This window comes from Amycolatopsis sp. 505 (assembly GCF_031625235.1).
Taxonomy (GTDB): Bacteria; Actinomycetota; Actinomycetes; order Mycobacteriales; family Pseudonocardiaceae; genus Amycolatopsis.
This window is the reverse complement of sequence record NZ_JACKQP010000007.1, coordinates 407735-421026: the sequence shown is the minus strand read 5'-3', so window position 1 is coordinate 421026 and position 13292 is coordinate 407735. Positions and strand designations below refer to the sequence as shown.

General features: G+C 72.5%; 11 protein-coding genes and 1 riboswitch. Of the genes, 8 read left to right on the top strand and 3 right to left on the bottom strand.

The features are described from left to right. The first annotated feature begins 246 nt into the window (after positions 1-246). The 4 genes from H5965_RS26890 to H5965_RS26875 all read left to right on the top strand — a co-directional run bounded on the left by H5965_RS26890 (position 247) and on the right by H5965_RS26875 (position 7165). Positions 247-825 carry a MerR family transcriptional regulator gene (locus tag H5965_RS26890; RefSeq protein WP_310973020.1) on the top strand — a complete coding sequence of 193 codons (579 nt, stop codon included), beginning with the start codon at positions 247-249 and terminating at the stop codon, positions 823-825. Positions 826-867: 42 nt separating this feature from the next. Beyond that, positions 868-966, top strand: a riboswitch (glycine riboswitch). 168 nt (positions 967-1134) lie between these two features. Beyond that, positions 1135-4011 (top strand): aminomethyl-transferring glycine dehydrogenase, encoded by a 2877-nt coding sequence (gcvP, locus tag H5965_RS26885; protein WP_310973019.1) that lies wholly within the window; start codon positions 1135-1137, stop codon positions 4009-4011. A gap of 47 nt (positions 4012-4058) precedes the next feature. Next, entirely contained in the window at positions 4059-4994 is a 936-nt protein-coding gene (locus H5965_RS26880; protein WP_310973018.1) for an NAD-dependent epimerase/dehydratase family protein, read from the top strand. Then, the gene (locus H5965_RS26875; RefSeq protein WP_310973017.1) at positions 4991-7165 is read left to right on the top strand and encodes a glycosyltransferase family 2 protein; all 2175 of its coding nucleotides are present in this window, start codon (positions 4991-4993) and stop codon (positions 7163-7165) included. The genes H5965_RS26880 and H5965_RS26875 overlap by 4 nt, the downstream gene beginning before the upstream one ends. On the opposite strand, the gene H5965_RS26870 is transcribed toward H5965_RS26875, so the two are convergent. Continuing rightward, positions 7095-7592, bottom strand: a complete 498-nt coding sequence (locus tag H5965_RS26870) for a GtrA family protein (protein WP_310973016.1) — start codon at positions 7590-7592, stop codon at positions 7095-7097. The genes H5965_RS26875 and H5965_RS26870 overlap by 71 nt on opposite strands. A 139-nt stretch (positions 7593-7731) precedes the next feature. Between H5965_RS26870 and H5965_RS26865 the strand changes: the two genes are divergently transcribed. Beyond that, positions 7732-8886 carry an NAD-dependent epimerase/dehydratase family protein gene (locus H5965_RS26865; RefSeq protein ID WP_310973015.1) on the top strand — a complete coding sequence of 385 codons (1155 nt, stop codon included), beginning with the start codon at positions 7732-7734 and terminating at the stop codon, positions 8884-8886. A 42-nt stretch (positions 8887-8928) separates the two neighbouring features. On the opposite strand, the gene H5965_RS26860 is transcribed toward H5965_RS26865, so the two are convergent. Next, on the bottom strand, positions 8929-9288 hold the full coding sequence (locus H5965_RS26860) for a nuclear transport factor 2 family protein (protein WP_310973014.1): 360 nt from the start codon (positions 9286-9288) through the stop codon (positions 8929-8931). A 158-nt stretch (positions 9289-9446) separates the two neighbouring features. On the opposite strand from H5965_RS26860, the gene H5965_RS26855 reads away from it, so the two are divergent. The 3 genes from H5965_RS26855 to H5965_RS26845 are packed head-to-tail and all read left to right on the top strand — an operon-like array spanning position 9447 to position 11400. Next, positions 9447-9740, top strand: coding sequence for a hypothetical protein (locus tag H5965_RS26855; protein ID WP_310973013.1), 294 nt, complete (start codon positions 9447-9449; stop codon positions 9738-9740). A 45-nt stretch (positions 9741-9785) separates the two neighbouring features. Further along, on the top strand, positions 9786-10580 hold the full coding sequence (locus H5965_RS26850; protein WP_310973236.1) for a helix-turn-helix transcriptional regulator: 795 nt from the start codon (positions 9786-9788) through the stop codon (positions 10578-10580). A gap of 40 nt (positions 10581-10620) precedes the next feature. Further along, positions 10621-11400, top strand: coding sequence for an aldo/keto reductase (locus tag H5965_RS26845; protein ID WP_310973012.1), 780 nt, complete (start codon positions 10621-10623; stop codon positions 11398-11400). A gap of 3 nt (positions 11401-11403) precedes the next feature. Here H5965_RS26845 and H5965_RS26840 read toward each other — a convergent pair whose 3' ends face one another. Beyond that, positions 11404-13230: a hypothetical protein gene (locus tag H5965_RS26840; protein WP_310973011.1), complete on the bottom strand. Its 1827-nt coding sequence runs from the start codon at positions 13228-13230 to the stop codon at positions 11404-11406. Positions 13231-13292: the final 62 nt, after the last annotated feature.

Here is a 13292-nt window from a genome sequence, read left to right as displayed (position 1 = left end):
TCAAGGGGTTTGGATCACACGGGAGGGGGTACGGCGAACGGCGCAAAGGCTCAGCCGACCGCCTGGCCTTGCCGCGCGTCGCGTTGACCGGCACTGTCCGGGCGCTTACCGTCGAAGAAGAGAAATCGCCACGGTGTGATTCACGGTCTGGGGCCGGACCGTGGTGATTGATCTCCGGCGGGTCCCGCTCCTGGGGCCGTCCGGCTGTCATTCGCCGGCCGCCAGGTCGGGCGAGGGGAGGCTTGCGTGGTCGAGGCTGGTTCCGAGAAGCAGCCTGTCGAGGTCGCGACCGGGGAGCAGGGGGAACTGTTCCCCGACAACTCGCTGCCCGACGAGCTGGTGGGGTACCGCGGTCCGGCGGCGTGCCAGATCGCCGGGATCACCTACCGCCAGCTCGACTACTGGGCCCGGACCAAGCTGGTCGCGCCCAGCATCCGTACCGCGCACGGCTCCGGCTCGCAGCGGCTGTACTCGTTCAAGGACATCCTCGTCCTCAAGGTCGTCAAGCGCCTGCTCGACACCGGCGTCTCGCTCCAGAACATCCGCGTCGCGGTCGACCACCTGCGCGTCCGCGGGGTCCGCGACCTGGCTCGGGTGACATTGTTCTCCGACGGCACCACGGTGTACGAGTGCACTTCGCCGGAAGAGATCGTCGACCTGCTCCAGGGCGGTCAAGGCGTCTTCGGCATCGCGGTCAGCGGGGCGATGCAGGAAATCAGCGGCACCATCCACGAGTTCCCGGCCGAACGCGCCGACGGCGGCGTCGTCGAGACGCACGAACCGGACGAACTCACCCAGCGCCGCAACGCCCGCAAGACCGGTTGATCACCGCTGCGGCAGACAGAGTAAGGTTCACCGTGCGGTCGACGAATCCGCGCGGGAGAGTCCGAGCCACACCTTGAGCTCGGCGCCGAAGGAGCAAGTCCTCCCCGGAACCTCTCAGGCACCCTGGACCGCGCGGACGAGACGCCTCTGGAAAGCGGGTCGTCAGGACACACCCTGATGGCCCCGCCGACGGTGCAAGCCCGGCTCAACCTGCGGGCGAAACTCTCAGGCGCCCCTCGGGGTCAGACAGAGCGGGGAGGACCAGGACACCGCCGTCCCGGTCCACCCCCGCTGTCCCAGGAGGCCTTCGTGGATCCGTCACTCGCCTCCCTGGAACAGGGCATCCCCTTCGCCGACCGGCACCTCGGGCCCGGGCCGGACGACCTGCGCCACATCCTCGACGTCATCGGCGTCGCCTCCCTCGACGAACTTGCCGAACGGGCCGTCCCGGAGTCGCTGCGGCGGTCCGCGCAGCCGCTCGAACTGCCGCCCGCCGCCTCCGAAGCCCAAGCCCTCGCCGAACTCCGCGAACGCGCCGCCCGGAACCGGCCCACCGCCGCCATGATCGGGCTCGGCTACCACGACACCGTCACCCCGCCCGTCATCCGCCGCAACGTCCTCGAGAACCCGGCCTGGTACACCGCCTACACGCCCTACCAGCCCGAAATCTCCCAAGGGCGGCTCGAAGCGCTGCTCAACTTCCAGACGATGGTCGCGGATCTGACCGCCCTTCCGGTCGCCAACGCCTCCCTGCTCGACGAAGCCACCGCGGCCGCCGAGGCGATGACCCTCGTGCGCCGGGCCGGGAAGACCACGTCGAATCGGTTCGTCGTCGACGAAGACACCCTGCCGCAGACCCTCGCCGTGCTGCGGACGCGCGCCGAACCCCTCGGCATCGAACTCGTCGTCGAGGACCTCTCCCAGGGATTGACCGGGCTCGGGCTCGGCGGCGACTTCTTCGGCGTCCTCCTGTCCTACCCCGGCGCGTCCGGCGCGGTCCGTGAACTCGACCTCACCATCGCCGAGGCCAAGAAGCACGGCGCGGCCGTGATCGTCGCCGCCGACCCGCTCGCCCTCACCCTGCTGCGGCCCCCGGGCGAGCTCGGCGCCGACGTCGCCGTCGGCTCGACGCAGCGGTTCGGCGTGCCGCTCGGCTTCGGCGGCCCGCACGCCGCCTACCTGGCCGTGCGGAAGGGCCTGGAGCGGCAGCTGCCCGGCCGGCTGGTCGGCGTCTCGAAAGACGCCGACGGCGCGCCCGCGTACCGGCTCGCCCTGCAGACGCGCGAACAGCACATCCGCCGCGAGAAGGCGACGTCGAACATCTGCACCGCGCAGGTCCTCCTCGCCGTGATGGCGTCGATGTACGCGGTGTACCACGGGCCGGAGGGCCTGCGCGCGATCGCGCTGCGCGCCCACCGGATGGCGACGGTGCTCGCGGCCGGGCTCTGCGAAGGCGGCATCGAGGTCGTCCACGGCGAGTTCTTCGACACCGTCGTCGCGGCCGTGCCGGGCCGGGCGGACGCGGTCGTCGCGGCGGCCCGCGACCTCGGCGTCTCGCTGCGCCGGATCGACGACGGCCACGTCGGCATCGCCTGCGACGAGACCACCACCCGCGAGCGGCTTTCCTGCGTGTGGAAGGCGTTCGGCGTCTCCGTGTCCGATGTGGACGGCCTCGACGCGGACACCGCCGACGCGCTCCCGGCCCCGCTGCGGCGCACCAGTGCGTACCTCACGCACCCGGTGTTCCACGCGCACCGCTCGGAAACCGCCATGCTGCGCTACCTCCGGCGGCTGGCGGACCAGGACGTCGCCCTCGACCGCAGCATGATCCCGCTCGGCTCGTGCACCATGAAGCTCAACGCCACCGCCGAAATGGAGCCGGTCACCTGGCCGGAGTTCGCCGGCCTGCACCCGTTCGCGCCGGCCGAGGACGCCGCCGGGCTCCTGGGCGTGGCCGCCGACCTGAGCGCCTGGCTCGCCCGGATCACCGGCTACGACGCCGTTTCCCTGCAACCCAACGCCGGCAGCCAGGGCGAGTTCGCGGGCCTGCTCGCCATCCGCGCCTACCACCGCTCCCGCGGCGAGCACGCGCGCGACGTCTGCCTGATCCCGGCCAGCGCGCACGGCACGAACGCGGCCAGCGCGGTGATGGCGGGCCTGCGCGTGGTCGTCGTCGCCTGCGACGCCGACGGCAACATCGACCTCGCCCACCTGCGGTCCACAGTGGACTCCCACCGCGCCGACCTCGCGGCGATCATGCTCACCTACCCGTCGACGCACGGCGTGTACGAAGACACCGTGGGCGAGGTCTGCGCGGCGGTGCACGACGCCGGCGGGCAGGTGTACGTCGACGGCGCCAACCTCAACGCGCTGATCGGCGTCGCCCAGTACGGCCGCTTCGGCGCCGACGTCTCGCACCTCAACCTGCACAAGACGTTCTGCATCCCGCACGGCGGGGGCGGGCCCGGTGTCGGCCCGATCGGGGTCCGCGCGCACCTGGCGCCGTTCCTGCCGAACCACCCGCTGCAGCCGGCGGCCGGCCCGGTCACCGGCGTCGGCCCGGTCAGCGCGGCGCCGTGGGGCAGCGCGTCGATCCTGCCGATTTCGTGGGCGTACGTCCGGATGATGGGCGCCGAAGGCCTCCGCCGGGCCACCCTCGTCGCGGTCGCCAACGCCAACTACATCGCCCGCCGCCTCGCCGATCACTACCCGGTGCTCTACGCCGGCCACGAAGGCCTGGTGGCGCACGAGTGCATCCTCGACCTCCGGCCGCTGACCAAGGCCACCGGTGTCACGGTCGACGACGTCGCGAAACGGCTGGCGGACTACGGGCTGCACGCGCCCACGATGTCGTTCCCGGTCGCGGGCACGCTGATGGTGGAGCCGACGGAGAGCGAAGACCTCGCCGAACTCGACCGCTTCTGCGCGGCGATGATCGCGATCCGCGCGGAAATCGACCGGGTCGCGGCGGGGGAGTGGCCCCTCGAGGACTCGCCGCTGCGGCAGGCCCCGCACACCGCCCGGTGCGTCACCGGCGAGTGGGACCGGCCCTACAGCCGGGAGACCGCGGTGTTCCCGGCCGGCCCGGGCGCGGCGAAGATCTGGCCGCCGGTCCGCCGCATCGACGGCGCCGCGGGTGACCGGAACCTGGTCTGCTCCTGCCCGCCGCCGGAGGCGTTCGCCTGAGCGAGCCATCGCGCGGGCACACAGGAACGGCGGGTAGGTTGACGCCCATGGTGAGTGGGCACGGTCCTGATCGGACGTCCGTGGTCGTGACCGGAGGCAGCGGCTTCATCGGCCGGGCCGTCGTGCACGCCCTCCGCGACCGGGGCGTCCCGGTCACCGTCGTCGACCGGGTCCCGTTCCCCGAGGACCTGGCCGGCGTCCGCGTGGTCGCCGGGGACCTCCGCGACGCGGCCGTCCGCGAGCAGGCCGTGGCCCGCGAGACCGCGGCGATCGTGCACCTCGCCGCGCTGACGTCGGTGCTGAAGTCGGTCGAGCTGCCCGAGGACACCTTCGCCGACAACGTCCTGGTCACCCAGGAACTCCTCGAACTCGCCCGCCGCCACGAGGTGCCGAAGTTCCTGCTCGCCTCGACCAACGCGGTGATCGGCAACGTCGGCGCCGCCACCATCACCCCGGACCTGCCACTGCGCCCGCTGACGCCCTACGGCGCCACCAAGGCGGCATGCGAAATGCTGCTGTCGGGCTACGCGGGGGCGTACGGCATGACGACGTGTGCGTTGCGGTTCACCAACGTCTACGGCCCGGGAATGTCCCACAAGGACAGTTTCGTGCCCCGGATGATGCGGGCCGCGCTGACCGGCGGCGGCGTCAAGGTCTACGGCGACGGCCGCCAGCGCCGCGACCTCGTGCACGTCGACGACGTCGTGCGGGCGGTGCTCCTCGCCCTCGACAGCGGCTACTCCGGCCGCGCGATCGTCGGCGCCGGGCGTTCGGTGTCCGTGCTCGAAATGGTCGGAGCCGTGCGCGAGGTGACCGGGGCCGAACTGCCGGTCGAGCACGTCGAGGCCCCGGCCGGGGAGATGCCCGCGGTCGTCGTCGACGTCTCGGCGAGCGCGGAGACCATCGGCTACCGGCCGGAGGTCTCGCTGACCGACGGCCTCGCGACGGCGTGGAAGTACTTCTCCGGCCTCGCGAACCAGTGAAAGCTTTTCTCCGGCGCCATTGGCTGCTGCTCCTGCTCCTCGTCCCGGCGATCACCCTCCGGGTGCTGACCTGGCCGGCCTACCGCCCGGCGCTGCTGTTCATCGATTCCTTCCGCTACCTCGACAACCTGCACGCCCTGCGCGCCGACCAGCTCGACCCGATCGGCTACGACCTGGTGCTGCGGCCGCTGCTGGCCGTCGGCGGCCTGGCGTGGGTCGCCGCGGTGCAGCACGCCGGCGGCGTTTTGATCGCGATCGGCCTGTACGCGCTGGTCCTGCGCCTCGGCGGCCGCCCGTGGGTCGGCGCGCTCGCCGCGGCCCCGGTCCTGCTCGACGCCTACCAGCTGCAGATCGAGCAGAACATCATGTCCGAGGTGACGTTCGAGGCCGTCCTCCTCGGATTGCTGTGGCTGCTGCTGGGCTGGGGCACCCCCGGCTGGAAGCGCGCCGGCGCGGCGGGCCTGCTGCTCGGCTTCGGCGTGCTGACCCGGCTGATCGGGATCTCCCTCGCCGTTCCGCTGCTGGTCTTCCTCGTCGTCGCCGGGGGAGCGTGGCGGCACTGGGCGGGCTGGCGCCGGGCGGGTGTCGGCCTCCTGGGGCTCCTCGTCGTCCTGGTCCCGTACTCGGCGCGGGTGCACGCGGAGACCGGGAAGTGGGGGCTGACCGGGCCGTCCGGGAACATGCTCTACGGCCGCACCGCCGCCGTCGCCGACTGCGCGAACCTCCACCTCGACCCGGCGCTGATGGTGTTCTGCCCGGCCGAGCCGCGCGAAACCCGGCTCGTCGACAACTACACCCACGCCGACCTCGACCCGAACTGGCCCGGCCCGCTCCCGCCCGGCGCGGACAAGGCCGCGCTGGCGCACGAGTTCGCGATCGACGTCCTCAAGGAGCAGCCCGGCGACGTCGCCGCGGCGATCCTGGACGACTTCGCCAAGAGCTTCGCCTGGACACGCGAGCAGGACCCCTCCGACGTCCCCCTCGACCGCTGGCAGTTCCAGCTGACCTACCCGCAGTGGGCCGACCAGTCCCTGATCGACCTGGTCACGCTGCAGAACGACGGCGTGGTCGCGAGCGTCGACCAGCCCCTCGCGAAGATCCTGCGCGACTACCAGCTCGGCGGCGGGTACGTCCCGGGCGCGGTCCTCGGCATCGGCGCGCTCCTCGGCCTGCTGACGGTGTTCCGGCGCAGGAAACCCCTCGACCGGGCCCGGGCCGGGGCCCTGCTCGCGGCGTCGGCCGGGCTGCTCCTGCTGTTCGCCTCGGCGCTGTTCCAGTTCTCCTGGCGCTACCAGATCCCGGCGCTCGTGCTGCTGCCGGTGGCCGGAGCGCTCGGCTTCACCACGCTGACCTCGGCCAGCCGGAAGCGGCTCGCCGCCTTCCCCGACGACGTCGATTCCGGCGCCCTGGACGACTTCCGCGGCCGCCACCCGGAGCTGGAACTGGCGCCGCTGACCGTCGTCATCGCCGCCTACAACGAAGCCGGCGGCATCGGCGAAGTCCTGGAGAAGATGCCGGACGAGTGCCTCGGCATGCCGGTCGACGTCCTCGTCGTCGTCGACGGCGGGACCGACGACACCGCCGCGATCGCCGAAGCGCACGGCGCGTACGTGTGCGTCGCGCCCCGCAACCGCGGCCAGGGTGCCGCGCTGCGGCTGGGCTACCACCTCGCGGCCGAAGCCGGCGCCGAGTACGTCGTCACGACCGACGCCGACGGCCAGTACGACAACAGCGAGCTGGAAGCCCTGGTCAGGCCGGTCGTCGACGGGACCGCGGACTTCGTCACTGGATCCCGGCGGCTCGGGCACGAGGAAGCCGACAGCCGCGTCCGGTGGCTCGGCGTGCGCGTCTTCGCGGCGCTGGCGTCGGTGCTCACGGCCCGGCGGATCACCGACACGTCGTTCGGCTTCCGCGCGATGCGGGCGGAGCTGGCGTGCTCGGTCCCGCTGAACGAGCCGCAGTACCAGTCGTCCGAGCTGCTGCTCGGCGTCACCGCGCGCGGCGCCCGCGTCACCGAGCTGCCGATGAGCATGCGGCTGCGCAAGGCGGGCAAGAGCAAGAAGGGCGGCAGCCTCGTCTACGGCGCCAACTACGCGCGGGTCATGACCGGGACGTGGTGGCGGGGGTACGTGCTGCGCCGCGGCCGAACACGAACCGGTCGAGCAGCGTGAACTTCACGGCGAACACCAGCGCGTAACTGGCCACGTACGCGCCGTCGACGAGCACGACCCACCAGAAGTGCGGCAGGTCGAGGGGCGTCAGCAGCGAGCCGGCCAGGGTGGTCAGGCCGATCGACGCCAGCCCGCCGAGCCCGATCACCGCGAGGTAGGGCAGCAGTTCCCGGCGGACGCGCGGGCGCCCGGTGCGGCCCCACACCCACCGGCGCGTGACCAGGAAGTTCAGCACCGCGCCGGCCGCCCAGGCCAGCGTGCTCGCCAGGGAAGCGGCGCCGCCGGTGGCGAGAACGGCGAGCAGCACGACCTGGCTGAGGACCGTGGCCGCGACCGACGTCGTCGCGGCGCGCGCCAGGCGGGCCCAGCCGCGATGGCGGGTTTCGTCCGCCGTGCGGGGCCGCACGCCGTTGGTTACGGTCGTCATGCCCCCATCCTCCCCGCGGGCCGGTCGCGCCGCCGTCCGACCCCCTCATGCATAGGAGATTCACAGGTCATTGCCAGGTCTTCATCAGCACGTGATCTATAGCGTTCGTGTGGCGTAAACGAGCAGGAAAGGCGGCACAATGCGTGTGCTGGTTCTCGGCGGTGACGGATATCTGGGCTGGCCGACCGCGCTGCACTTATCGGACAAAGGCCACGAGGTGGCCGTTCTCGACAATTTCGCGCGGCGCGGGTACGACGCCGAACTCGGCGTGGAAAGCCTGGTCCCGATCGAGTCCCTCGCCGACCGCATCGCGACCTGGCGCGAGGTCTCCGGCCGGACGATCACCAGCTACGAAGGCGACCTCCTCGACGCGGAGTTCCTGTTCGCGGCGGTGCGCGACTTCGCGCCGGACGCCGTCGTCCACTACGCCGAGCAGCGGTCGGCGCCGTATTCCATGATCGACCGCGAACACGCGGTGTACACGCAGCACAACAATGTCATCGGCAACCTGAACCTGCTCTACGCGATCGCGGAGATCGACCCGGCGATCCACCTGGTCAAACTGGGCACGATGGGCGAATACGGCACGCCCAACATCGACATCGAAGAAGGCTGGCTGGAGCTGGAGCACAACGGCCGCTCCGACCGCGTGCTGTTCCCGAAACGACCGGGCTCGTTCTACCACCTGACCAAGGTCCACGATTCGCACAACATCGAATTCACCTGCCGCGCGTGGGGCCTGCGGGCGACGGACCTCAACCAGGGCGTGGTGTACGGCCAGCAGACCCCGCAGACGGCCCTGGACCCGCGCCTGGCCACCCGCTTCGACTACGACGCGGTGTTCGGCACGGTGCTCAACCGGTTCGTCATCCAGGCGGTGCTGGGCCAGCCGCTGACCGTGTACGGCAAGGGCGCGCAGACCCGCGGCCTGATCGACATCCGCGACACCGTGGAGTGCATCCGCCTGGCCGTCGAGCACCCCGCCGAGCCGGGGGAGTTCCGGGTGTTCAACCAGATGACCGAGAGCATGTCGGTGGCGGAGATCGCCGAGCTGGTCGCCGACCGGTTCCCCGGCCCGGTGCAGATCGAGCAGCTGGAGAACCCGCGCACCGAGGCGCCGGAGCACTACTACAACGTGAAGCACACCGGGCTGGTCGGGCTGGGCCTGGAGCCGCACCTGCTGTCGGACACGCTGATCGAGTCGATGTTCGACATCGTGGGCGCCAACAAGCACCGGGTGAACCCGGAGAAGCTGCGCCCGACCGTCCGCTGGCGCGGCGCGCTGAAGAGCTAGCCGTTCGTGGGGGCTCCCGCGTGGGGAGCCCCCACCGGGATGTCAGCCGGGCAGCTTGTCGAGGAAGCCGTGCACCTGGGCGATCTTCCCGTCTTCGAGCTCGACGACGTCGAACCCGATGGCGACCGGCTCGGCACCGGGCGTGCCGAGGTACCACTGGAAGCGGGCGAGGTCGTGGTGGGCGTCCGGCTCGGCGGGCAGGCTGAAGGTCAGGCCGCCGAACTGCTCCTGGGCCCCGGCGACGAACCGGTCGATCCCGTCGTGCCCGGTGACGGCGCCGAGCGGATCGGTGTAGCCGGCGGTCTCGGTGAAGACGTCGGCGACGAGCGCCCGGCGCTTGTCGGCGTCGGTCTCGTTCCAGACGGCGAGGTACCGCTCGACGAGGGTGCGAACGTCGGTCATGGTGCTCCTTCGGTTGGGGGACAACGGTTCCGCCGTCATCCGGTGCTGGGACCGACTCTGGCGGACCAGCGGCGGCCCGTCGATTACGCGAGAGGTAATGCCGGAGCGGCCGCGGAATCCGGTGGCGCGCCCCGGCCGCGGCTCGGCACACTCCGGGCATGACGAACGACGCCGAGCCGCCCGCGGACCCGGTCCTGGTCGGCGACCTGGTCGCCGCGGCCCGCGCCGGGCAGGCGTGGGCCGCGCTCGAAGCCGTGGCGACCGCGGGCTACGCGTCCGGTGTCACCAAGGCCGCCCTGCTGCGGGCGGGCGGGGCGGCGCTGGACTTCATCGCCGACGGCGCCCCGGACGGGACCGACGATCCGGCCTACGACGCCGTCCTGGACCTGATGGACCGCCTGGAGGGCTTTTGCTCGGCCGGTGCGGAGATCGAGCCATTACCCCGGAAGTAATGGCAGCGATGCCGTGCTCGCCGTAGCGTCGCTCTCGTGACGACCTTGGTGCAGGCGCGGCAGCGGCCCGTCGGGGAGCTGCTGCGCGAATGGCGCGACCGGCGCCGGATCAGCCAGCTCGATCTGGCGATCTCGGCGGACATCTCCACCCGTCACCTCAGCTTCGTGGAAACCGGCCGCTCCAAGCCGAGCCGGGACATGGTGCTGCGGCTGGGCGAACACCTCGACGTCCCGCTGCGGGAACGCAACCGGCTGCTGCTCGCCGCCGGGTACGCGCCCGCCTACACCGAGACCGCGCTGGGCGACCCGGAGCTGGACGCCGTCCGCCGCGCGGTGCGGCAGCTGCTCGCGGGCCACGAGCCGTACCCGGCCGCCGTCGTCGACCGGAACTGGGACCTCGTCGACGCCAACAGCGCGGTCGGCCTCTTCGTCGCCGGGATCCCGCCCGAGCTGACCACCAACGTCCTGCGCGCGACCCTGCACCCCGACGGCATGGCGCCGCACATCCTCAACCTGGGGGAGTGGCGCGCCCACCTGCTCGGCCGGCTGCGGCGCCAGGTGACCCAGACCGCCGACACCGGCCTCGCCGAGCTCCTGGACGAACTGCGCGGGTACCCGTGCGAGCAGGCCGTGCCCGAGGTGGAGGTCCCCGGACCGGGCGACATCTTCGTGCCGCTGAAGTTCCGCCACGACGGCGTCGACCTCACGTTCTTCTCCACGGTGGCCACGTTCGGCACCCCGCTGGACGTCACCGTGGCGGAACTGGTGATCGAGTCGTTCTTCCCGGCCGACAGCGCGACGGCGGCGTACCTGCGCGAGCGGGCCGCCCGGGTGGGATGATGGGGGTCCGCGCAGCATCCGAAGTGAGGATCACCGGTTGATGGCCGTCCCGCCTTCGCTCGCCCTGTCCGTCGGAGTCCGCATCCCTCAGCTGCTGTTCGGCGTCGCCGGCCTGTCGCCGTCCGAAATCGGCCGGGCCGTCCGCATCGCCCTCGACACCGGTTACCGCGGCATCGACACGACGCCGGGCAGCGAGACGGCGGTGGGCGCGGTGCTCGCCGCGGCCGAAGTGCCCCGCGAGGACCTCTTCGTCAGCGTGCACGTGCCCGCCCAGGGCTACGACAACGCCCGCCGGGCAGCCGATCAGGCGCTGGCGGCGCTGCAGCTGGAGCGGGCCGATCTCTGCCTGCTGGAGGGCACCAAGGGTGCGTTCACCGACACCTGGCGCGCGCTGAGCCGGCTGCGCGCCGACGGCCGGGCCCGCGCGATCGGCGTCGCCGGCTTCGGGGTCGCCGAGCTGCGCCGGCTGATCGACGCGACCGGTTCGGTGCCGTCGGTGAACCAGGTCGAGCTGCACCCGTGGCTGCAGCAGGTGCCGCTGCGCGAGTTCCACGCCGAGCGCGGCATCGTGACGGCCGCCGCCAGCCCGGCCGCGAACGCGGCGCTGCTGTCCGACGAGACGGTCACCGCGCTCGCCGCCAAGTACGGCAAGACCCCGGCCCAGATCGTGCTCCGCTGGCACCTGCAGACCGGCACGGTCGCGGTGGCGGCGTCGGCCACCACGACCCGGACCCGGGAGAACTTCGGCATCTTCGACTTCGAGCTGGCCGACGACGACCTCGCCGTGGTGGCCGAGCTCGACAACGGCACGCGGGTCTAGCGCCTAGGTCGACTTGATGCCCGCCGCGGCGAAGTCGGCCTGCTGGGCGGGCTGCTCCAGGTACTCGCGGAACGTCTGGGCGGCGCGCAGCGCGGTGTCGTCGACCCCCGGGCCGGCGAGCCCGATGAACGGGTAGTCGGCCGAGCGCGCGTTCGCCACCGACTGGGCGGGCGAGCCGATCATCTCGGGCTTCTTGGTGGTGAGCTCGCTGACCCAGTACGACGATTCGGGCAGCCAGGCGGCCGGCAGCCCGCCGATGGAGTCCAGCTTGGCCCGGCCGACCAGCGCGTCGAGCACCTGTGCCGACGGCTTGGCCTCGATCATGACGTGCACGCACTGCCCGTGCACGACGGTGGCGGCCTGGTTCCACCGGTCGGCCGCCGCGGCGACGGGCTTCTGCACGCTCGGCGTGACGACGACCCGCATGTGCGTGGTGCCGCCGTCACAGCTGGCGGCCTGCGCCTCGGCCCGGCTGTTCAGCTCGTTGTCGGCCCAGTTCCAGCCGACGACGCCGAGCCCGATGAGGACGGCGAGCACCAGGCAGGCGATCGGCCAGGTGGCGATCCGGCGGCGCGGAGCCTTCTTCCCGACGATCCGGTGCGACCCGGTGGCATCGCTCTTGCCGACGATCCGGTGCGAGCCGGTGCCTTCGCTGCGGGCAGTCCGGTTCGGCCCGGTGCTGTCCCCGCGGCCGGCGCGCTGAGGCCCGGTGGACTCGGTGCGCTCGCCGCGGCCCGGGGTGTGCGGCCCGCTGACGTCGGTGCCGGTGTCGTCGGGCCGGGTAGCGACGTCCTCGTCCGGCCGGGTGATGACCTCGGTCCGCTCGGCGGCGGATTCGGCGGGAGCTTTGCCGCCCCTGCGGCGGGACCGCGGGGAAGCCGCTTCGCCGGGGGCGGCGACGGGGTGCGCGCCGGTGGCTTCGGCCCGGCGGGACGCGCGGGTGGGGCGGCCGGAGGCGGGCGTTTCGACGCGGTCCGGGACCGGTGCGCCGCGGTCCTTGCGACGGGAGCGCGAGGTGGTTTCGGCGCCGGAGGCTTCGCCGTTGGTGACCGGGTAAGCGCCGGAAGCTTCACCGCGGCGGGAGCGGGAGGTGGTGCCGGCCGGGCGCGCTTCGCCTTCGGTGACCGGGTAAGCGCCGGAAGCTTCGCCGCGGCGGGAGCGGGTGGTGTCGGTGACCGGGTGCGCGCCGGTCGCCTCGCCGCGGCGGGGTGTGCGGGTGGCGCTCCCGGCGGCCCCGGTGGCCTCGCCACGGCGCTGCGAGCGAGTCGCGCTGTCGGCGGCGGGGTAGGAACCCGAGGCCTCGCCGCGGCGGGCGGGGTTGGTGACCGGGTAAGCGCCGGAAGCCTCGCCGCGCCGGGAACGGGTGGCGGTGGCGGCACTCTCGGTGACCGGGTAAGCGCCGGAAGCCTCACCGCGGCGCGTGGCGATGGTCGTCGTGATCTCGCTGCTCGTCACCGGGTGAGCCCCGGAGGCTTCACCTCGGCGAGGCGCGTGCGTCACGGCGGAATCCCCGCCGGCGACCGGGTACGAGCCCGAAGCCTCACCCCGGCGGGTGGCCGGGCCCGAAGCGGCCGGGTACGCCCCCGAAGCCTCACCTCGCCGGGTGGCCGGGCCGTCGGGCGGGAAGCCGGGCGCCTGCGCCCCTTCCGTGAAGAACACCGAACCGGACGATTCGCCCGGCACGCGAGCGATGCCGAAGGCGTCCGAGATGGAGCTGCGCCCCGGGGTGCGGAAGGCACCGGAGGCCTCGCTGCGGCCCTCGGCGGGCACGCGTGGCGTGCGGTCCTGAGGGTGCGGCACCGGCTCCTCGTCCCGGTAGTGTCGCCCCATCCGTCATCCTTTCGGGGTGAGCGCATGCCAAGCACGCGCTGCTATGCAATCAAACCGTTATC

Coding starts and splice junctions, on each gene's coding strand:
- H5965_RS26840 (WP_310973011.1), bottom strand. CDS start 13,230: ATGGGGCGACACTACCGGGACGAGGAGCCGGTGCCGCACCCTCAGGAC.
- H5965_RS26865 (WP_310973015.1), top strand. CDS start 7,732: ATGCGTGTGCTGGTTCTCGGCGGTGACGGATATCTGGGCTGGCCGACC.
- H5965_RS26855 (WP_310973013.1), top strand. CDS start 9,447: ATGACGAACGACGCCGAGCCGCCCGCGGACCCGGTCCTGGTCGGCGAC.
- H5965_RS26860 (WP_310973014.1), bottom strand. CDS start 9,288: ATGACCGACGTTCGCACCCTCGTCGAGCGGTACCTCGCCGTCTGGAAC.
- H5965_RS26880 (WP_310973018.1), top strand. CDS start 4,059: ATGGTGAGTGGGCACGGTCCTGATCGGACGTCCGTGGTCGTGACCGGA.
- H5965_RS26845 (WP_310973012.1), top strand. CDS start 10,621: ATGGCCGTCCCGCCTTCGCTCGCCCTGTCCGTCGGAGTCCGCATCCCT.
- H5965_RS26870 (WP_310973016.1), bottom strand. CDS start 7,592: ATGACGACCGTAACCAACGGCGTGCGGCCCCGCACGGCGGACGAAACC.